General features: G+C 58.1%; 19 protein-coding genes. 4 read left to right on the forward strand and 15 right to left on the reverse strand.

Translation table 11 applies throughout. From position 1 onward, the window contains the following. The first annotated feature begins 53 nt into the window (after window positions 1–53). The gene (locus J4772_RS04965; protein ID WP_209074376.1) at window positions 54–944 is read left to right on the forward strand and encodes a DNA polymerase domain-containing protein; all 891 of its coding nucleotides are present in this window, start codon (window positions 54–56) and stop codon (window positions 942–944) included. Here J4772_RS04965 and cls read toward each other — a convergent pair whose 3' ends face one another. Beyond that, window positions 945–2384 carry a cardiolipin synthase gene (gene cls, locus J4772_RS04970; protein WP_246016454.1) on the reverse strand — a complete coding sequence of 480 codons (1440 nt, stop codon included), beginning with the start codon at window positions 2382–2384 and terminating at the stop codon, window positions 945–947. A 109-nt stretch (window positions 2385–2493) separates the two neighbouring features. On the opposite strand from cls, the gene J4772_RS04975 reads away from it, so the two are divergent. From J4772_RS04975 to J4772_RS04985, 3 genes are all read left to right on the forward strand, one after another. Beyond that, a complete protein-coding gene (locus J4772_RS04975; RefSeq protein ID WP_209074377.1) occupies window positions 2494–3468 on the forward strand; it encodes a M23 family metallopeptidase in 975 nt (324 codons plus the stop codon). Between the two features lie 4 nt (window positions 3469–3472). Beyond that, entirely contained in the window at window positions 3473–3922 is a 450-nt protein-coding gene (locus tag J4772_RS04980; protein WP_209074378.1) for a bactofilin family protein, read from the forward strand. Window positions 3923–4060: 138 nt separating this feature from the next. After that, window positions 4061–5653, forward strand: a complete 1593-nt coding sequence (locus J4772_RS04985; protein ID WP_209074379.1) for a glycosyl hydrolase family 28-related protein — start codon at window positions 4061–4063, stop codon at window positions 5651–5653. Here the strand turns inward: J4772_RS04985 and J4772_RS04990 are convergent. The 14 genes from J4772_RS04990 to J4772_RS05055 all read right to left on the reverse strand — a co-directional run bounded on the left by J4772_RS04990 (window position 5616) and on the right by J4772_RS05055 (window position 20858). After that, window positions 5616–7088: an O-antigen polysaccharide polymerase Wzy gene (locus J4772_RS04990; protein WP_209074380.1), complete on the reverse strand. Its 1473-nt coding sequence runs from the start codon at window positions 7086–7088 to the stop codon at window positions 5616–5618. The two genes, J4772_RS04985 and J4772_RS04990, sit on opposite strands and share 38 nt — an antisense overlap. Beyond that, complete coding sequence (locus J4772_RS04995; RefSeq protein WP_209074381.1) at window positions 7067–7987, reverse strand: glycosyltransferase family 8 protein; 921 nt, start codon at window positions 7985–7987, stop codon at window positions 7067–7069. The genes J4772_RS04990 and J4772_RS04995 overlap by 22 nt, the downstream gene beginning before the upstream one ends. After that, window positions 7971–9617, reverse strand: a complete 1647-nt coding sequence (locus J4772_RS05000; protein WP_209074382.1) for a glucosamine inositolphosphorylceramide transferase family protein — start codon at window positions 9615–9617, stop codon at window positions 7971–7973. The genes J4772_RS04995 and J4772_RS05000 overlap by 17 nt, the downstream gene beginning before the upstream one ends. Beyond that, window positions 9592–10746, reverse strand: coding sequence for a GNAT family N-acetyltransferase (locus tag J4772_RS05005; protein ID WP_209074383.1), 1155 nt, complete (start codon window positions 10744–10746; stop codon window positions 9592–9594). Before J4772_RS05005 ends, J4772_RS05000 begins: the two co-directional genes overlap by 26 nt. 13 nt (window positions 10747–10759) lie before the next feature. Next, window positions 10760–11305, reverse strand: coding sequence for an AAA family ATPase (locus J4772_RS05010; protein ID WP_116060064.1), 546 nt, complete (start codon window positions 11303–11305; stop codon window positions 10760–10762). 25 nt (window positions 11306–11330) lie between these two features. Beyond that, window positions 11331–12746: an oligosaccharide flippase family protein gene (locus J4772_RS05015; protein WP_209074384.1), complete on the reverse strand. Its 1416-nt coding sequence runs from the start codon at window positions 12744–12746 to the stop codon at window positions 11331–11333. A 1-nt stretch (window position 12747) separates the two neighbouring features. Beyond that, window positions 12748–14130: a sugar phosphate nucleotidyltransferase gene (locus J4772_RS05020; protein ID WP_247741164.1), complete on the reverse strand. Its 1383-nt coding sequence runs from the start codon at window positions 14128–14130 to the stop codon at window positions 12748–12750. Between the two features lie 16 nt (window positions 14131–14146). Beyond that, entirely contained in the window at window positions 14147–14959 is an 813-nt protein-coding gene (locus J4772_RS05025) for a glycosyltransferase family 2 protein (protein ID WP_116060061.1), read from the reverse strand. Continuing rightward, window positions 14865–16208, reverse strand: coding sequence for a glycosyltransferase family 4 protein (locus J4772_RS05030; protein WP_247741022.1), 1344 nt, complete (start codon window positions 16206–16208; stop codon window positions 14865–14867). The genes J4772_RS05025 and J4772_RS05030 overlap by 95 nt, the downstream gene beginning before the upstream one ends. Further along, entirely contained in the window at window positions 16205–17401 is a 1197-nt protein-coding gene (locus J4772_RS05035; RefSeq protein ID WP_209074386.1) for a glycosyltransferase, read from the reverse strand. Before J4772_RS05035 ends, J4772_RS05030 begins: the two co-directional genes overlap by 4 nt. Next, window positions 17398–18534 carry a glycosyltransferase family 4 protein gene (locus tag J4772_RS05040; RefSeq protein WP_209074387.1) on the reverse strand — a complete coding sequence of 379 codons (1137 nt, stop codon included), beginning with the start codon at window positions 18532–18534 and terminating at the stop codon, window positions 17398–17400. Before J4772_RS05040 ends, J4772_RS05035 begins: the two co-directional genes overlap by 4 nt. Continuing rightward, window positions 18531–19106: a glycosyltransferase gene (locus J4772_RS05045; protein WP_209074388.1), complete on the reverse strand. Its 576-nt coding sequence runs from the start codon at window positions 19104–19106 to the stop codon at window positions 18531–18533. The genes J4772_RS05040 and J4772_RS05045 overlap by 4 nt, the downstream gene beginning before the upstream one ends. 97 nt (window positions 19107–19203) lie before the next feature. Then, complete coding sequence (locus J4772_RS05050) at window positions 19204–20181, reverse strand: sugar kinase (RefSeq protein WP_256442678.1); 978 nt, start codon at window positions 20179–20181, stop codon at window positions 19204–19206. 20 nt (window positions 20182–20201) lie between these two features. Continuing rightward, window positions 20202–20858, reverse strand: coding sequence for a GntR family transcriptional regulator (locus J4772_RS05055; RefSeq protein WP_209074389.1), 657 nt, complete (start codon window positions 20856–20858; stop codon window positions 20202–20204). Window positions 20859–20878: the final 20 nt, after the last annotated feature.

The following is a 20878-nucleotide window of genomic DNA, read 5'->3' on the forward strand; positions in this document are numbered from 1 at the left end:
AGTAGGAAGTAGTAGGGAGGAGTAGGAAGGGTCAGGAAGGAGGAAATGCTGAAATGGTCAATACGAGAACCGTCGTAAAGCTTGGAGAACACGAGCTCGCCATCTCCCATCCGGATAAGATGATTTGGCCCGAAGCCGGTATTACGAAGCTGAAATATGTGCAGCTGTTGGCCGAGCTGGCCCCTTTTCTGCTGCCGTACGCCGCCGGCCGCTATTTGACGACGATCCGCTATCCGGAAGGGATACACGGCGTGTCCTTTTATCAGAAAAATTGCCCGGAGCCGATTCCCGACTATGTACGAACCGCCAAGGACCGCAACATCAACTATGTCGTGCTCGACTCCGTGCGAACGCTGCTGTGGATGGGCAGCTTGTACAGTCTGGAATTCCACGTCTCCTCCGACGAAATCGACAATCCGCTGCCCAATACGTGGATGCTCGATATCGATCCTTCGATGAACGAGGAGCCGCGGCTGATGGAAGCGACGGAGCATGTGCTGCAGACGCTGGGCTCGCTCGGCCTGAGCGCCGTGGCCAAAACGTCGGGGGCGACCGGCGTTCAAATCGTCATGCCGATCGAACGCGGGCCGGACTTCGACGAGCTGCGGCGTTTCGGCAAGTTTCTGTCCGAATACCTCGTCGCCCGTCATCGAGCTCTTTTCACTGTTGAACGTTTGAAAAAAGACCGCGGTCCTTTGATCTATCTCGATTACTTGCAGCACTATGCCGGCAAAACGCTGCCCGCCTCTTACTCCCCCAGGGCGCGTCCGATGGCGACGGTTTCGACGCCGCTCACTCGCGACGAGGTACGAAGAGACGTTAAGCCGACAGACTTTCACCTGCTCAACGTGCCGCAGCGTCTGCGCGAACGCGGAGATCCGCTTGCCGCAGCGCCCCGGCAAGCGCTTGGCCCGGTCATCGCCCATCTGCTGGGCAGAAAATAGCTACAGCAGCGGAGACAAGATCCGCGCCATCGCTTCCTTCACTTTCTGCGTGCGCGTCCGCTTCAGAAACTTCTGCAGATTGATCTCTTCGCTGTCCTGCAAATCCTGCAGGAAATTCCGCTCTATCTCGGCAATGGGGGCCGGATCGAACAGATGGGCATTGATCTCGAAATTGCTGTAGAAGCTGCGCAAATCCATGTTCGCCGAGCCGACGACCGCCGCGAACTGGTCGACGACCAGCGCTTTGGCGTGGACAAATCCTTTTTTGTACTGCCATACGCGCACGCCGGATCTCATCATTTCCTCCGCATAGGAGAGCGTCGCCAAGTGGACGAGCCACGTATCCGGAACGTAAGGAATGATCAGGCGCACGTCCATGCCGCTGACCGCTGCATCGCGGAGCGCCATCGCTACGCTCGAGCTCGGGATAAAATACGGCGTCGTGATCCAGATGCGCTCCTTGGCGGCGTTCACCATCGCGAACACGGAATCGTGGATCGCGTCCCCGCGGCGATCGGGGCCGGCCGGCACGATCTGCACCGCTTCCGTCGCCGCGACGTCGTGCTCCGGGAAATACGAAGGGTCGTCCAGCTTCGTGCGCGTCGCGATCTCCCAGTCCTTCAGAAACACCTCCTGAAGCCAGTAGACGGAATCCCCCTCCAGCTTCAGATGCGTATCCCGCCAATAGCCGAGCCGAGGATGCTTGCCGATATATTCGTCTCCGAAGTTGAGGCCGCCGATAAAGCCGACCTTGCCGTCCACGACCGTTATTTTCCGATGGTTGCGATAATTCATCCTCTTCTTCAGGAAGGAGGGCCGAAGCGGGAAAAAGCAGGCGCATTCCACGCCGCCCTCCCTCAAAATCCGAATATAGGAGTCTTTCAGCTTGATGCTGCCGATGCCGTCGTATAGCAGCTTCACCTGCACGCCTTCGTCGGCTTTGCGCAGCAGCGCCTGCTGCAACTGACTGCCGACGCCGTCGTCCCGTACGATGTAAGACGAAATGTGCACATGAGACTTCGCCGCGTCGATCGCCTGCAGCATCGCCGCATAGGCATCCTTGCCTTTGTTGAATACATGCGTTCGGTTGCGTCCCGTAATGGGCAGCTCCCCGCGTTTAAGCAGCGTACGGTACAGACGGGTCTGCTCGGCAATCCCGGTTGGCGGAAGCTCCGCAGGGTCTGGCAGCGTCGTCGTCATCGCCAGCAGCTTAGCGCGGCGGCGCTGGTCCAATTTACCCCTGCGACGCGCCTTGCGGCTCCTGCGGTACTCCGTCGCCAGAAAATAATACAAAATAAAGCCGACGAACGGGAACAGGAACAGGATGAACAACCATGCCGTCGCATGGGCGGGTCTCCGAAACTCAAGCAGCAAAATCGTGGCCGCTTGGAAGATAAAGATAAGCAGAAGCAAGCAAAGTCCGAACGCAATCATATCCATCGTTCCTCGCGTCTCTTAATGATTTTCAGGAATGAAAGGAAGCTTTCAAGAATAAATAGCAGTAGTACAGGAAAGAGCTCGACAACCCTCGCATCCGAAAGGAGAGCCGATGGCACACAGACGACGGAAAGCGAAATGGTCGTTTATTCTGATCCGGGACGCCGATCGTCGCGTCAAGCAGTTCCGAGTGTCCGGCCGAACGCTTGCAGCGCTTCCCATAGCCGCCGCGCTGACGGTCGTTGGGGCGTTCGCGGCTAGAGAGCTTGAGGCGCTGCAGCGAATTCACGAGCTGGACGCGCTGCTCGACGCCGAATCCGCCCGCAGCGGAGCCGCTCTCGCAGCCAAGAACTCAGAGATTAGTTCGCTTAATCGGGAGCTGCGCGAATTGAACGACAGAAGCGAGTTGCTGCAACAGCGAATGGACGAATTGGCGGTGCTGGAAGCCAGGCTTCGACAGTTCATCGGGCAATATGGCGACGGACAGACGATTCCGCAGGGCGAGCACGTATCCGAAGTGGCCGTTTCCTCTTATGCAGCCGCCGCGTCCGAAGAACTGGCTGCGGCTGCGGCTCAGCTGACGATCGACGACATCGCGGAATTGTCGCAGATGCTCGGCGAGCTGGCCGACTCCATGGAAACCAATCTCCGCAAGGCGGAGCAGCGTCAAGCCGAACTGGACGCGCTGCCGTCGGCGTGGCCGACTGTATCCAGACGGTTGACCTCCGGGTTCGGCTATCGAAGCGATCCGTTCACGCGCAAATCCGCGTTCCACGCCGGAGTCGATATCACGGGCGACGTCGGCGATCCGATCTACGCCGCGGGAGACGGCACGGTCAAGGAAGCCGGGTTCAATCGCACACGTGGTAATTATATCATCATTACCCATCGGACGGGTTTGGAGTCGCATTACTTGCATTTAAGCAAAATCGGAGTAAAAACAGGGCAGCAAATTCGACGCGGGGACCGGATCGGCGAGATGGGCAACAGCGGGCGCAGCACGGGAGCGCACCTGCATTTTCAGGTGGTCGCCAGCGAGAAGCCGGTCAACCCGCTTCCTTATTTGCGCCAAGTAGAGGAGGATTAAGCGCATGTTCGGAAACAGGAGAAAACCCGGCGTCACGGATACGCTGGTCGGCGCCGGCACCGTGTTCAACGGATTAATGAAATCGGAAGCGGACGTCCGAATCGAAGGAGATTATCACGGAGACATCGAGAGCAAGGGAAGCATCGTCATCGGGGAAAGCGGCGTCGCCAAATCGAACATTACAGCCCGCGACGTCACGATCGCGGGCACCGTGTACGGAGACGTACATACTTTCGGCAAGCTGGTCATCACCGCTACGGGGCAGCTTCACGGCAATGCCCAATCGGCAATCCTGTTCGTGCAGGAGGGCGGCGTCCTGAACGGCGGCAGCCGAATGGACGGAGGCGACAAGAAGTCCGCCGGCTCCGAAATTGGGGCTCCAGTCGGTTCAGGAGCTCCCGGCGCACCCGCCGGAGTCGGTCTTACGGAGAAGAAAGCGAAGCAGGCGGGGTAGCTCCCGCCTGCTTCTTCTTTTGGAAGCCTGCGGACAAACATATATTTTGCTCCGGAGCCGTTGCCGAGTGTGGAAGCTTGTTCAATCGCTGAATATACTGCATAGAATTCACCACACTTTAAGAAAGGACTGATTTCTATGGCAACTGCAGCTCCTCTGCCTGTGGACTCGAATATCATTAATGTCAAAAGCCTGGGCGCCCAGGGCAACGGCACCGCGGACGACAGCAAAGCTTTTCTCGATGCAATCGCCGCAGCCGAGAAACAAGCGAGAAGAAACTCCGCGCCAAGCTCGGACAGCAACAGGCTCGGCACGGTCACGATCTATATTCCTGCGGGAACCTATGTCATTCGCAAAGCCGAAGCGCTGATCCGCAGCAGCTACGCGAATCGAACCGTCGGACTTGTCATTCAAGGCGCCGGCGAGGGTCTTACCCAAATTCTGTACCAGCCGTCCGTTCCCGGCGGATATCTGATGGCCAATAACGACGCTTGGTTGATGGTGACCATCTCCGATCTGACCTTCGATTCCAACAACGCCAACAACTCTCTGATGGATTCCAACTCCAACGGCGGCGCGCAAAAATACAATTGGGAGCGCTGCAGCTTCACGGGAACCTGGAAGTATCTCTTGAATTTGCGGGGAACGAACAACAATAGCGAATACTCATTCTATGCCTGCAACTGGTCGGGCTCCTGCAAAAAAATGCTTTACGTGGACGCCAAAGGCTCCGACCAATTCGTCAACTACAATTTCTTCGCGTGCAACTTCGAAATGGCGGAGGGAGATTTTATTCATCTGGAGAAAGGCGGCAACGTCAACATTTGGGGAGGCAGTCTGATCCATTACGGAAACGGGGGCGTGTTCTTCAGGCTTCTGGGGGACAGTCACTTCTACGGCACGGAGCGATTCCTCTGCGTAGGCACGCGAATTGAGCACCGCAACGCCAATAGCCAGTTGATCGAGTGCACTTGGCCGGGCGGCGTCGTAACCTTCCTTAACGTCGATGCGACAAGCTCCATGCATCTGCGGCCGTATACCTTGCAAAGCGCGCTCTTCAAAAGCTCGAATAACGAGATGCCGAGCATCAAATTCGACAACTGTCGGCTGATCGGCTCCCACACTTACAGCTATTTGGTCAACTCCTGGTCCAAGCGGCATAACGTCATCTACGAAAACTGCACCTTCGAGCAGCATGCGGACGTCAAAACGTTCCTTACCGTCGCAAGCGGCGACAAAACGGGCAATATCGGCGGCGCGCCGGTCGTTCATTTCCGCAACTGCCGCGGCTCCGGTGGAACGAACGGATCGTGGAATCTGTGGGATTGCGATTACGGCTTCGCGACGGCCGTACTCGGACCGACCTCGCGGAAAGTTCTGTCGATCAAAAACGCGGACGGCAACCTGCCCTACAACCGGGCGCCCAAAGTCGAATTTACTCTGCCTCCGGGCGTGATCGTTACCGGTATCCGTCTTTTCTGGCCCGCCAAAGCCGTCTCCTCGCAAAACAAGGCATGGTCGTTCTCCGTGCGGACGAGCGACGCCAACCCGACTGTGCTGGCCAAAGCGTCCGGAGACAACAAGACGGCTCTGGCGAACGGCTTTAACGTCGACACGTCCCTTTTCTTCCCGTGCGACACGGACAGCAATCGTCGCTTGGTTCTCGAAAGCAACGATAAAGTCGATACGGTGACTAGCGGCTCGCTATGTTTGATCGAGTATATCGGCTGAAAACGGCGGAATCGGCCCGGTCGGCCGGAAGATTTTGACCCTGGCTCCGACTCCGACTTCCGCTCCAGCGCGTAAACAGATAGGCGAACAGAAGAAAGCTGGACATGTAGGCGAGCGCGTTCATCAGATCGCCTCGCAGCAGGAAAACCTGATAAGCCGATAAGAACGGCACGACGATCCGATAGATCGACATCGCCGACAAGCGTCTGCTTTCCTCGTATTTGCTCTGTAAACGGCGGGACACGAACCCATATAAGCCAAACAGCAGAACGACGCCGACAAACCCGCCGTTAATGTAGCCTTCCGCCCATAGCGGACAGGACAGATTCGTATAGAAATATCCTGAAGATTCGCCCAGCAGCTGCCCCGAGCTAAGAGGCTTCGCCTCCCATAACGAGCGCGGCACCCAGAACAGCAGAGAGCCGAGCATTTGCTTGCCGTGAGTCGTCCCGTTCATCTCGACGTAATCGACGGCGTTCAGCATCATCTGAAAAGCGTCGTAATCCCCCTTCTGCACGAAAATGTCCGAGATTCCGGCGGTCTGAATATCTCCGTCCAAATTGTTGCGGAACATATCCGTATAAGGGAAAATGACGATGAACAGCAGCAGATAACCCGCCGTCCATCCGAAGCGGCCGATCCTTTTCCACGGCACGAATAGCAGACACAGCGTCAACATCACCGATCCGAACCAATAGCGGGCGTTGGAGATCGGATTCGAGACGATTAAGCAGAGAACGAGCAGCAGCAGCGTCGTCAGCTTGGGCAGCACGCTCCGGAACGCGCGGCGCTTCCACATCGTCAAACCGACGATCAGGCACACGAATAGGGGAACTTTCATGAGCTGGTCGGCGATAAGATTTTGCGATTTCGTCTCATAGACGCTTTCCAGCGCATTGCGCGGAAGAAATAAGGAAGAGATGCTGCCGGATTGAACAAGAAGAGCCCCCGAGACCAGAATCGCAATGCCGGAGACGATCAGAAACTGCCGCGCTCCGCCCGGCTTCGCGAAATCGTCGGTCAGGCTTCCGGAAGAAGGCGGCGAAGCTTTGGACGGCTTGCCGAGCAAAGTCCCGGCATGATAGGCGAGCAAGCCGGCCAACGTCATAAGCTGAGCGGTAACGAGCGTCCGATCGCTGTATACGTCGGGCCAAGGAAAACTGCGCTCCGCTAGCTGCACAAGCGGAACAAGGCCAAGAAACACGTAGGCAAACAACCAGAACGTCATGTCCAGGATGCGCTCTTTGTTCGCTGCGACCGGATAGCTTAGCATAGCCGCCGAATAAACCAGCACTGCCAGGCTAATGGCGACCGGGCCGTCAAGCTGTCCCCACCCGTTCCAAGGCAAGAAGAGCAGCGGGAGGAGCCCTCCCGATACGAGAAACAGCAGCGTCGCGTACATAAAGCGGATATTCACTTGATTCCCTGTGCCCATCTGGCTTTCTCCCTCCGCACCCAATCGAGAGCCACGCCCGGAAGCGCCCTCTTCACCGCCTTTTTCGCCATGCCGCTTAAAGTCACGGGAGGGCGGTAGCGCCGCCAGGCCGTCATATTCAAATAACGATAATATTCGCTGCGATAAGGGTGTACATTGTCGTAATGCCACGGCTTCGACGCCCCGGTGTAGTGAACGACGATCGGCCCGGCCGGCCCGACCTTGCGCAGGCTCGCCGTCAGCATGTTGCTCTGCAAATTCCATTCGGGCGACAGCTCCAGCCACTGGCCGTGAAGCACGGCGTTTAATGCGTCCTGATCGTGAAACATTAGCCGTTCTCCATGCTCCGCCGCATAGGCCATCACGCGATCCGTCAAATGCTCCTCGCGCCAGCGCCGCAGATTAAACAGAAGAACCCCCGCATTAAAATACGGGCTGGCGTTCGGAATCGCCAGCGCCTTCTTCCGGCACTTGCCCCCGATATCTTCGATGGCCGCCAGCGCGTAGCCGCGCAAATCCTCCTGCCAGATCGGGGTCAGATCGCCCAGGACGATGACGTCGCAATCCAGATAGAGCACTTTATCGATCGAATATCGGCGAAGCAGCTCCGGCACGAGAATTTTGCAATACGTCGCCGAGCTCAGATGTCCGCCCGCGCTCATTCCGTTAAGAAGCCGAGGAGACATTCCGACCCAGCGAATGCGAACCCGGTGAGAGGATATTGTCGCTTCGAGCAGTTCGCGGCTGGTCTTGGAAAGACCTCCGTCGATAATGTAGAAACACGCTCGCGCGGAAGGAGGAAGATGCACGGCGACGGATACGAGCGCCGCCGCCAAGTGTTGGGCGTAGCCTTCGTCCGCCGCGACGGCGATTGCGATCTCGTTAAGGGATGCTGCCAATGGCTCCTGCTCCTTTCCTATACGTTCTGCGAATCTTCCGAACCAGCTTTACCGACGCTCTCCGCGCGAAAACGCCAAGAGCCAATCTTTCGCGCTTGGCGTCCACCAATGTGACTTCTCCCGCGAACGAGAGCGTATGCAGGCCGTCCGGGTACGGACCGGAACGATCCGGGGACAGGCGGCGGACGGGAGCTTCGCGGAATTCCGTCGTCGTCAGACGCTCGATGCGATTGATCCATACGGCTCCGCCATAGGTGCCCGAGCAATCCTGGGCAGGACGGAACAGCTCCCCGCCGACCGCAAACGGCGTTCCCGCGGGGCGGGAGGAACGGACGTCCATCTTGACCGGATTGGCCGGATGAGGCTTCCACTCGCCGAGCAGCTCGTCGGAATACCAAATATGCAAATGGGAATGCGGTCCTTCCTCCTGATCGGTGCAGAACAGCCACCACAAGCCGTCATGCCGGAACACGGTCGGGTCCACCGCTTGAAAATTCGGAATTAGAACCTTCATCTTCTTCCATTCGCTCGGAAAATTCTCCGAACGATAGATCGCGGCCTCTCCGGCTTGATAACATTCCGGAATGCAGTAGAGCTGTCCTTCGGCGTGCACGATGCAGGGATAGGACAGATGCAGGGGAAGCTCAAGCACGGCTTGCTGCCACCGGACGGCGTCGTCGATCCGCAGGTCATGGTCCAGCTTCAAGAAGGAAATTTTCCCTTTCCGCTCCACATGGTCCCATTCCTCGGCGACGATGCCTATTCCCTCATCCAGCTTGACCGCGAACGGATCGGCCACAAAGCCGCTCCGCTCGGGCAGCCACTCGACGACCGGTTCGTCCCGATCGCGCAGCACGGCGTCGATCGGCCGGCGAATTAGGCCAACGTTCCACTGCTCGACGATAAACCATGCGGACAATTGGCGAGCCACCTTGCGATATCCGAGCAGCGCCGCTAACCGAAGCGCTTGCAGAACGGTCGGAGCGGGACCTCCGCGTCCGTAGCGGGTTTCGGTCAGGCTATCCGCCTCCGCGCCTGGCAGCTTGCCGGTAATGGAAAGCTCCTTGCAGACGGAAGCCGGCCAGGAGCGGCAGAAGCGGTAGAGCTCGGCCAGCTTCTCTCCGAACCCGGATCCATACGAGGAGATATACCCCCGTTTCAAAATGAGATCGCGCTCGGCGGTCCGGCCAATCCGCACAAGCGACACGCAGCCCGCCGGATCGCTCCCGAGCAGAAGACGGAAGACGAATTCCGCCGCACCGCCCGCTGCCTTCCCGTAGCGGAGGCGCCATAAGCCGAACCGGGCAAGCTCGGCCAAGGCTCTGGCCTCATCGGCGCTGCGCAAGTCCAGAAGCGCGTCCGGAGCGAACGGCGATAGGGCCGCCGCAAGCTCCTCTTCGCTGACCAGGCTCGCCGCCGGAAGTCCCTCCATGCCGGACGCCGCCCGGACGGATTTGTCCATTCGCCGCGCTGCGCGCCGGAACCACTGGAGGGATGTCGACACCGCCGCCTCCCGCACCTCGAACACGCACACTACGCATGTATAAGGCGAAGAGACCAACGCTTGAATACAATCGGTTTGCCCTTGATCCCAAGGGGCCGAATCACGCAAAACCGCTATTTTCAGCATGGCTTCCTCTCGATCCCTTTCGGAAATGATTGAGGCCGGATCGCAGCGCGACCGCCTTCCTCTTTAGACCGTTCAGCTTCTTGTTCTGTCTGGCCGCCACCTTCAGCCACGTCCAGAACGCCAGGTAGGCGCTTTTGCCGTTTTTGCCGCATACGTAGAAGTGATAGTTTTTCCTCACCGAATCGGTCCAATAAAACTTGTGCTCCTGGTCGCCTTCCTGAAAATCGTATTCCGCGACGCCGTGAAGCGCGAAGTGCTCAAGCATTCTATGGGTCAGAATCATCCCCGTACCGCTCTTGCCGTCCGGCCTGGAGTTCATCATTTCCCCGTATATTTTATCGCCGAATTTGAAGTCCAAGGAGATGCACTCCGTCTCCCCGTCAATCTCGAGGCAGGAGAAGCTGAGCTGGCCGGTTCGGTTCATGCGGTCCAACAGCTTCTCGAAAAAACGCTCGTATTGCGGATCGTGGAACCTGCTGTCCTGCCATCTCGCTTTATTCCATTCGACCAGTTGTCTCCACAATTCAAGGGTATACGGCACATCGATCCGAATGTCGACCTGATGCTTTTTACGAAGCCCGCGCTCTCTGCGCTCGATGTTGTGCACCGCTTTTTTGCTTCTTTTGAGCATGCCGGGCAGCTTGACGTAGGTCGTCATCGCCGCCTCTGCCGCGAATACGGAATACTTCTCCTCCAACGCTTGCCGCAGCAGAAACGTCAGCGAATTTTTGGAGCTGAAGCTGGTCAGCTCGGCGAAATCCCAGCGGTCGCGGCGTTCGAACAGCGCGTCCCCGACCGGCTGAAGCAGATCGCGAATGTGATACTCCCGATGCAGCAGAAAATGGTTGTAAGGCGTCGTCCCGTGATTAATCGGCCGGAGCGACCGGACTTTAAGCAGCCCGACTCTTCTCCGTTCAATGCACAGAGGAGCGATGCATACGCACCGCTCCCCGTCGTAGACCGCAATAACGAACAGCTCGGGCTCGGGACCTCGCAGCGTTTCCAGGCAGGAAAGCGTCCACTCCCAGCCGTCGTGAAGCTCCGCCCCCTCCGATTGTCCGTATAGCCGCTTCCACTCGTCCTCAAGCAGCAGAAACTCCGTTCGCCGGGCGATAATTTCCGTACGCATCGTTCTTCCCCCCTCAGCCGGTAGCCGAAACCTCTTGCGGCGTCGCCGGCGCCTTCAGCCCGCTCTTGAAACGTTCAACCTCCGACGGGCTGCTCAGCACGCAGATCTCTTTATCCGTCTCGAAAACGCGGATCTGCTTCATGATTTTCGGCATCGTCGCCGTGGGAAACCGAAATACGAATTTCGCTCCCCTGAGCAGATCCTTGTTCAGCCTTTCGGCAATGTAATTGCCCGGCGAGCTTTTGCCGTAATACTTAACCGTCCTTCTGGCGTACCTCCAAAGGCACAAGTATCTGGGCAGATTCAGAAAAACGATCGTGTCCGCCTCCGTCAGGCGCGGATCGTCGTCCTCGTAATGATGGCCTTCGATGACCCAATGTTCCTCCGCCAGGATGGACCGAATTAAAGCTTCGGCCTCTTCCTTGCTGCGCGGCTTGCCGTCGGGCGTATTGGCAACATGGTCCATATGGTAGAAGGGAATGCCGAGCAGGCGGCCCACCTCGCCGGCCAAAGTCGATTTGCCCGATCCCGGTGATCCGACGATCGATATTCGTTTCATAGGATTATCCTCCAACAGCGCGAATTTAGACGGCTTCCAGCGTTTTCTCTTTTTTCAGCAATTGCCGGGAATAGCCGACGATTTGGTTTCTAGGTTTGCTCATGACAAGGAATAGCAGCAGCGGCAAAAGTAGCAGCAGCGCCCACGGAAACGACAGCATGGGAGCGAACATGGCCGGCACGCAAATGAGCGTGTAGAAGAAAGGCTCCCGGTAATCGACGTTCAGGCTCTCGCTGACGTTGCGATGAATCGCGTAGTAGGTCCCAATCGTCGCCACCTCCGCCCAAGCATAGCCGTTCAGACCGAAATACGGCACTAACAGGAAGGTCAGCACCGCCAGCATTCCGACATGCAGCAGGTTGAATTTCGTTACTTCCCAATTTTTCCCATATACGTAGAGCACGTTCATCTGCAGATTGAATATGCCATAGATCATATACTTAAAAGCCAGAAAAGGATAAATGACGAGTATCGCGTCCCAGGCGTCGTCGAACATCAGCGGCACGACCCAATGCGCCAGCGCCGCGAAGCCGATCAGGAAAGGCGCGATCGAGAAAACCTGCATCGTCATCGCTTCGTTCAACGCAAGCTCCATCCGGCGCTTATCCTGCTGAAGCTTCGCAAGAACGGAGAAGCTGACGCGCATAATCGTACCGTTCACGACGCTGAGAGCCTGAATCAGGCGCATCGCGATCGAGACGACCGCGACTCCTCCCGGACCGGCGAAGTGTCCGACAATTAGCGGATTGATCAGCGTCCGCAATCCCCAGATGCGCTTGGAGACCGAGTTGGCGATCCCGTATTGGAGCATCTCCTTCAACGGCTTCCACGACCAGTACAGTTTGGGTAAATATTTAGCGTATTTGCATCCGATCACGACGGCCGCCGCTCCTTGAACGATGTTCCCGATGACCGGCGCCCAGATTCCGAAGCCCGCATAGGCCAGCGCCAATGCGACTCCGTAGTAGACGAATTGCGTGTGCATTTCCAGAAACGCGATTTGCTTATAGTTCAATTCCTTTTCCAGCATCGTCTGGGAAGGCAGCAGCAGCGCGGAGATCGGAAGCGCAACGAGCGTAATCAGGAACGGCAGCCGGATTTCCGGGCTGTGCAGCCATCCGCTGAGAAAGAAGGAGAGACCGACGCCCACTCCGATCGCCGCGATCGAAGCGAGCAAAGAGAACGTAAACGCGAGATCGTACAGGCTGCGGCCTACGACCTCCTCTTTGCGGATAATGTAGTTCGACACGCCCATTAGCGCGATATCCGACATATAGCTGATTACGGTGCTGATCGTCACGTACAAGCCGTAATTTTCCGCGCCGATCAGCCTTGTCAGCAGCAGCATGCCGCCTAGCCCGACGGCGAAACCGATCGCGCTGCGGGCGGCCAGATAGGACGTGCCGCGAATGATACTGCTGCGCAAGCTCGTATCCGACAATCTAGATCACCGCGCTTCCCATAGGATAAGACCGACGCTGCGCGCCTTCTTCTCGCGAAGGGCTGCCCGTCTGGATTTCGATCAGCTCCGAGTCCTCGAAGGCCTCGAAGCTGACTTGCTGCTTGGCCGAAATGCGGAGAACGGAGCCGCGGCCGACGGCCTGCGACACGCCGTCCAGCAGCGCTTCGCCGCGCCCCGATACGATCGTCCATACCGTCTCTCGCTTGGGGGCGCACTCCGCATCCGTCCGCTTGCCCGCGGCGACCGTCAGCCGCTTCGTCACGATCTCGTTATTTTCGTCGATCCGTTCGTAATCCAGCACCCGGCTCGTTCCCCAGTCGTATTCGACGTACATCGGGGATTGAACGCCTTCCAGCAGCTCCTTCAGCCGCGGGCTGGCCTCTTTGTCCGTAACCAGGATGCCGTCCGGACTGACCGCTACGACGATGTTGGACAATCCGAGCACCGTTACCGGAATATGAATTTCGTTAATGAGGTGCGTATTGCGGCTGTCCGGACTCACCGTGCCCTTGCCGATCTGGGCGACGCCCATCTCCTCGGTCAGCGTGTTCCACGTCCCGAGATCCTTCCAATAGCCGTCATAGACCATCATCGCGATATTCCCGCACGTTTCCACCACCTCAAAGTCAAAGCTGGTTTTGGGAAGACGGCGATAGTCCTCGATCAGCTTCTCGTACTGAAACGGCAGCCCCGCTTGGCGGATTCGCTCCGCCATGTAGCCCAGTCTGAAAGCAAAAACGCCGCAATTCCACAGCGCCTTGCGCTCCTCGATCAACCGGCTTGCAACAGCCTCCGCAGGCTTCTCGTGAAAGCTCGCCACGCGGCCGTATGCTCGCGATCCCTCAGCAGCCTCGAAAAACCCGGAAGCTTCAGCCTCCTCGGGAACCTCGGGAACGATATAGCCGTATTTCGTGGAAGGATAGGTCGGCGTAACGCCAACGAGACCGAGATCGGCCGAAGTGCGGCTCAGCATCGTCTCGAGCTCCTTCAGCTTCTCGAAAAACAAGTCGTCCACGTAAGGATCGACGGGCAGAACGATGACGGCTTCGTCGGCGGCAACCCGACAAACGCTATGAAGATACGCGGCGGCAAGCGCAATCGCCGGGTACGTGTCCCGGCTCTCCGGTTCGACCAGCAGCTGCACCTCGTCGCCGAGCTGTCTGCGAATCGTGTCGGCCTGCAGCGTCCCTGTCACGATCGTGCATTGGTCCTTCAAGCCGGCTGCGCCCAGCTGCCTCCAAACCCGTTGAACCATCGATTCCATTTCTCCATGCGGGTTGCGTAAAATTCTTAGAAATTGTTTGGATCGCGCAGCGTTGGACAACGGCCACAGCCGTCTTCCCGATCCGCCCGAGAGCAGCACGATTTTCAAAACGGACTCATCCCCCTTCGTGGAAAATTTCGCGCAGCGCTCTGAGATTGCCCAGACAGCGCTCCCGATACGTTTTCCGGTAAGACCGGGCCAGGTTCTTCAGAAGAATGCTCGCGTAGAACACATACTCTCTTCTGTCGAAGACGCGATGCTTTTTATAGAGATAATTGCGGTTGGCGATCTGCATATAGCCGAACTTTCGGCCGTTCACTCTAGCTTTCGGACTTTGCAAATGATAGAAATACGCTTGATTGCAGCATACGAGCCGCCGGTCGCGAGCCACCCGCTTGGAGAAATCCCAATCCTCCATCCAGCCGTACAGCGCCAGATTTTCGTCGAAGCGCAGATTGCCGATCGCTTCCGCCCGATAGATCATATTGCAGCCGTACAGGTCGGGGACGTCGATCAGCTCGTATACCGGGTTGCGCGAGCTTCTGCGATTCCCGTCGACCAGCGGAAAACCGTTCATGCCTCCGATGCGCTTGTTCTTATCCCGGCCGAAAGCCTCGACGATCATGCGCAGATAACCCGCGTCCAGCACGACGTCATCGTCGAAAAAGCCGACCAGCTCCGCGGAGGAGTGCAGGGCGTTCAGTCCGATATTCCGCTGAACCGTAATGCCTTGGCGTTCGGAACGAACGTAGACGACGCGCCAAGGCAGAGAATCCAGCACAAGCTTCAGACGCGGATCGTCCGGCGCTTCGGAGCCGTCGACGACGATCAGCTCATCCGGGGGGGATGCTTGAATCCGCAGCGATTCCAGGAATCGGATCAATTCCTCCACCCTGTCCTTGGTCGCGACGATGACCGAAATCTTCATCCTGAAAACTCCTTTTTTGATTTAGCATTCCGTCCAGAAGCCGGCCGTAGCTTGCGATGGAATCGCTCTTTCGCAAATGCCTTTCCAAATACAGCCGGCCGTTCCCCCCCATTTCTTCAAGCCGAGCGGCAGGCAGAGCCGTCATGGCTGCCAGCGTCTGCGCGAATTCGGAATAGCCGCCGGGTTCGACGACCATTCCGCAGCGGCTCTCGGAGACGATTCTTTCCGCCTCGCTTCCGCGTTCCAATACGCCCAGCACCGGCTTTCCAGCAGCCAGCACCCCGTAGATTTTGCTCGGTACGGACACGCCCTTGATCCCTTTCTGGCTGACGACCAGATGAACGTCGGCGGCGCCGAGCGTATACTTAAGCGCCTCCTTCGGCTGAAAGGGAAGAAACCGCACGTTGTTAAGCCCGCGTTCCTGCGCGATGCGTTCCAATGCGGGCTTTACCGCCCCGTCTCCGATGAAGACGAACAGCAGCTCCGTTCGCTCGCGGAAGGGCTCCGCCGCTTTAAGCAAATTTTCCAGATCGTAATAGAGTCCGATATTGCCGGAGTACATGACGACGAACTTCCCATTCATGCCATGGCTGTCGCGGAAGCGCTCCACCTCGGGATGGCCGCGATCCAGAGGCACGATGTCCCGCTCGTCGGTCCAATTGGTAATGACCGAATGCTCGGGCACACGGACGCCCTTCAACCGGCGGACCAGCGTATCGCGCATGTCTCTGCCGACCAGCAGGACATGATCCGCATGCCGGCAGGTCATATTGTCGATCCGGCGGGCGATTCCGTACAGCCGCTTGCTGCGGGCGTAGCCGATCGCTTCGGCCTGCTCCGGGTTGAAATCCTGAATGTTGTACAGATGGGCGCAGCCCTTCAGCCGCTTTCCGATCGCGCCGATCAAGCCTCCGAGCACGGGCGGAGTCGAGATCGTAAAGATCAGATCGACGTTCCGCTCTCTCAGCAGCGCTGCAAGAGCAAAGACGAAGTAGCCAGCGATGTAGCGAAGCCTGCTCCACTTGCTCCTCTTGTTCGGCTCCGCAAGCCTGAGCCGCACGATCCGAATCTGCTCCAGCCGTTCCTCCCGGAACCGGGGCGCGCCGGCTCCCAGCTCGCCCCCCGAATCGGCGGCGATTACGGTAATATGGTAGTCGCGCTGCAGCTCCCGGCACAGCTCCGTCATCAGTTGGCCCGTCGAAGCGACATCCGGATAGAAATAATTAATGACGAATACGAGCTTCTTCACGCGCTACCTCCTATCGGACTCGAAATCGACTTCGGACGAAGCAATTCCTCGTATAGCCGCACCGTCTTGTCGACGTAGATTTCCCTGGTGAATTCCGCCCTCAGCGTCTGCTGAGCGACCCGGCCCATCGCCTTGCAGTCGAGTTCCAGCAGTTCATTCAAAGCTTCCTTCAGCTTAAGCGGATTCGCCGGAGGAACGAGAATGCCGTAAGCTTCGCGCACCATCTCCGGAACGCCGCCTACGTCGGTTGCGACGACCGGAAGGCCCGCGTTCATCGCTTCCAGAATGACGGTCGGGAAAATATCGTAGACGGAGGGCAGCGCAAACGCGTCCGCTTCGGCGAGGATACGGTCGACGTCCCTTCTTAGGCCGAGAAAATGAACGGCTCCGGTCAGCCCTTGCGCGGCGGCCCTGTTCAGCAGCCGTTCCTTGTATGGGCGATCCTCCTCGAACGCGACGTCCCCGACGATGGCGAATCTAACGTCCTTGCGCTCGGCGAGCAGCAGCCCTGCGGCATCGATCAAATATTCGATGCCCTTCATCGGCGCCAGCCTGGCGACGGTAACGACCAGCTTCTCCTCGGGAGCGATCCCCAGCGCCTTGCGGATGGGGAGAAGCGCGGGGTCGGCAGCGCCGTCCGCTCCCGCGGGCTCCTTCAGGCGGATTCCGTTATAGATTTTACGGAGCTTGGCGGATTTCCGGCTGCGCCATTCGAACATGGACGCGCTCTGGTCGCACAGCACGATGACCAGATCGTTGCATAGATGGTTCAGCCAGGCTACGAACTTATAGGCCAGCAGCGGTTTTCGCGGCAGCTCGTGAACCGTCTGAACGGTCGGAATGCCCATCCATTTGCCGAGCAGATTGCCGCCCATCGCCTCCATCTTGTGGGAATGAATCAGGGCGATCTTTTCTTTCCGGACGATGGCGCGAAGGGCGCGCATGCTGGCGAACAGTTTGGCCAGGTTGACGAAATAGTACGACCAGCCCCGCGGCTTGCCGAACACCGCGACGGGAGCGAATCTCACCTCCGCTCCAATATCCTTGTATTTCTCCACGTAAGGACTCGGTCCGGGCAGTACGACGAACGGACGAAAGCGGGACTTGTCCAGACCGGCGATCAGCTCCAGCAGCACCGTATCCACTCCGCCGACTTGGCTCGCATAGGGTTGAATATATAGGATCGGAATCATGACATCACCTTAGGCCCGTAGTGTTGGCGTTGCTCCAGCATAGTCTCGAAGATTTCCAGATGCCGTTCGGCCATGCGGGCGACGGTATAATCTTCCGCCTTGCTCAAGGCGGCTGCGGCAAACCGCTCCCGCAGTCTTTCGTCCCGCAGCAGCGATCTGCAGCCGCGCGCGAAGCTGTCGCTATCGCCGACGGCGGTCACGAAGCCGTTGACGTCGTGTTCGACGAGGCTGTAGGCCGCTCCGGCGCCGCGGGTCGTGACGATCGGCAGACCGAAGGCGAGCGCTTCGTTTAATACGAGTCCCCAAACGTCGTATCGGGTGGGCATGACAAAGACGTCCGCGCACCGGTAGAACGCCGTGAGCGAATCGGCTTCCATGAACCCGAGGAGATGAACGTTCCTCAGCCGCTTCTCGCGAATGATGCGCTCGTAGCGCGCCTTCAGCGGTCCTCCTCCGATTAACACGAGCGACGTTTTCCCGTTGTCGAGCGAGCCGTACGCCGTCAATAAATCCTCGAAACCTTTACGTTCAATAAACTGTCCGACGGACAGCAGAACGCGTTCCTTCAGGTCGTGACGACGCTTGAACCGCTCCTTCTCTTCTCGCGAGAACGGACGCAGTTGTTCCTCCGTATACGCGGACGAGGAGAACGGATACTCCCAAATTCGCCCGCTCTTCGCTCCGTAATGAAGCAAATACGCGGTTCCGTTCGTTCCGGAGGACAGCCAGCCGTCGGCCGCCGAGATGAAGGTTTGTTTTAACCAACGCTTGATGCGGTTCTCTTGGCTGGGGAAGCCTCCGTCCGTATTGAGCAGAAACGGCCGCCTTCGGGCTCTCAGCCACCGAATGACGGCCATCTCGGTAGGAGAGCTGTAGCACCCCAGCACGTAGACGTCGAATTGCGACTTGCGAAGCTCCTTCAGCACCGTCCAGTTCACATGCTTATCCAGACCGAACGTCATGCCCGGCAGAAACTTGTAGGAGAATTTCGCCTGATCCAGACGAACCTCCCATTGCCGATTGGCCTCGGTTGAGGCCTGGAACCAGACGGTCAGATTGCAGCTGCGCGCCAGCTCATTAAAGAAATCGACCCGATAAGGGTTCGGAATATTCGTCAGATAGAGCACGTTCATCCCGTCCCGCCTCCCAGTCCCGCTAGCAAGCTTCCGGATTGCCCGTACAGTTTCAGATAGTCCCCCGCCATTCTTTCCAGCGTCCAATACGGATACGACTCCTGACGCCTTCGTTCGGGGCGGTCTTCGAGCAGCAGCTCGATCTGTTCCGCCCACCGCTCGGCGTCCCAGTCGACAACCCGATTGCGGGCGCTCAGCTCCGACAGCTTGCGATTGGACGGAATGTCGGAGCAGACGGCGGGCAGTCCGCAGCACATCGCCTCCAGCAGCGCCAAGCCGAACGCCTCGACCTCCGACGGAAACAGAAAAACGTCCGAAGCTCCCAGCAGGTCTCCGACATTATCCCGCGACCCCAGCAGCCGGACCTGTTCGGTTAAGCCGTGCTTCTCCGTCAACTGCCGGATCTCCTCGACGTATCGGTCATCCTCGAAGTTGCCTACCAGCAGCAGCCTGAATTTCTTGCCTCTGCTTCTCAAGCGCTCCGCCACTTCCACGAGAAAACGCTGGTTTTTGAGCGGCACCATTCTCCCGACATGAATGAGCAGCGCGGCGTCGGCGGGACAGCCCAACATCTCCCGCCCGTTCTCTACCGTCAGATCGACGAAACGCTGGTAACGCTCGCATAACGGTCTGCCAGACCGTTAGAGGCGGTCATCCGATCGATTTCAATTAGCGCTCAACATGAGCTACATTGTTCAGCACGGCATCCGTTTCCTTGCGAGTCGGCAGCCCTTCCCAATCCCCGGCCATCTGAACGACGAGCGAGCCGACCAGGTTGCCCAGCCGCACGGCCTCGACCGGATCGAAGCCGCGCAAAAGCCCGGATAGAAATCCGGCGCAGAAGCCGTCTCCGGCCCCGATCGGATCGACGAAGTGTTCCGCCTTGAAGTACGGTACGGCGACAACCTCGTCCGGGTAAATCACGTATGTCTCCCGATCGCCGCCTTTGACGATCGTTTGGGCTTTCAAGCGTCGCAGCCGATCGACAATTTCCTCGAAATCGTCCGTATCGTACAACAGCTTCAATTCATCCAAGCCCGGTAGAAAATAATCCGCTTCCTCGGCCAACTCCAGCAAAGTCGTCCTGGCCTCGTCCAGTCCCAACAGCTTAAGCCGCAAATTCGGATCGAATACGACCTTCACTCCGGCGGCTTTGGCGACGCGAATCGCTTCGCAGGCCGTATCCCGGCAATTCGGGCTTAGCGCTGGCGTAATACCCGTCAGATGAAGCAGCTTGGCCTGCCCGATGTAATCGGCATCCAGCTCCTCCGGCCGCATGCGGCTCGCCGCAGACAGCTTGCGGTAATAATAAACAGAGCTTTTGCCCGCTAACTGCTCTCGCAGCATTAAGCCGGTCGCCGCTTCATCCGTCAGACTTGCCCGGGATACGTCAACGCCTTCTCCCCGAATCGTCTTTAGAATGTGACGCCCCACCGGATCGTCTCCGAGCAAGCCAAACCAGCCGACTCGATGACCGAGCCGAGCTAGTCCGATCGCCACGTTGCTCTCCGCCCCTCCGAACGACTTGTCCAAGCTTGCGCTATGCTCAATGCCCTTTGCTCCGCCTATCAGCAGCCCCATCGTTTCGCCGAAAGTCACGACTTCGGGACGAAGCGCCGCCTCGTTTGTTGTCGACTGTGTGCTCACTGTTCCTGCCCCCCTGCGCGCTATTCCTTCTGCCGATTTCCGTGCCCCATCCTCCACCAGACTTCCTTCATGTGGAGCACATACAGCCGTTTAATCTCCTCTTCGTCTCCGGTTTTCAGCACCTCAATCAGCGGCGCGTGACCGATGGCGATCGACAGCAAATTCGGAAAATAAAGCTTGTTCGTAACAGCCAAAAACCGCTTCAGCTTAACCGCGCTCTGCCGCCAAATGTGGAGAATCGTCCGGTTGCCCGATTTCTCGAAAAAGTAGTCATGGAACGCCATGTCCAGATCGATAAACCGGAACAAGTCGTCCTCCCTCGCTGCTCGGACCAAGTCCTCGTAGATCGCGTACAGACGCCGAAAATCCTCCTCGTCCAACTGCGGAATCGATCTGCGCACAGCGTCCCATTCGATTAGCTCGCGCAGGGCGTAGATCTCCTCGATCTCCTCCTGCTTAATCTCCGCGACGATAGAGCCTTTGTTCGCCTTACCCACGAGCAGCCCTTCCTGCTTTAGCCGCTCCATTGCTTCCCTGACCGGAGCTTGACTGATGCCAAGCGCGTTCGCAATCTCAAGGACAAGCATCCGGTAGCCCGGATACAGCTCTCCTCTGACGATCGCCTCGAACAAGCCCAAATACACTTGCTCGCTCAGCGAAGTTCCCCGTTCGTCCAATCGAAACGAAATGGCGCATC

Origin of the sequence: Cohnella sp. LGH (assembly GCF_017671885.1) — a bacterium.
GTDB classification, from domain to species: domain Bacteria; phylum Bacillota; class Bacilli; order Paenibacillales; family Paenibacillaceae; genus Cohnella; species Cohnella phaseoli.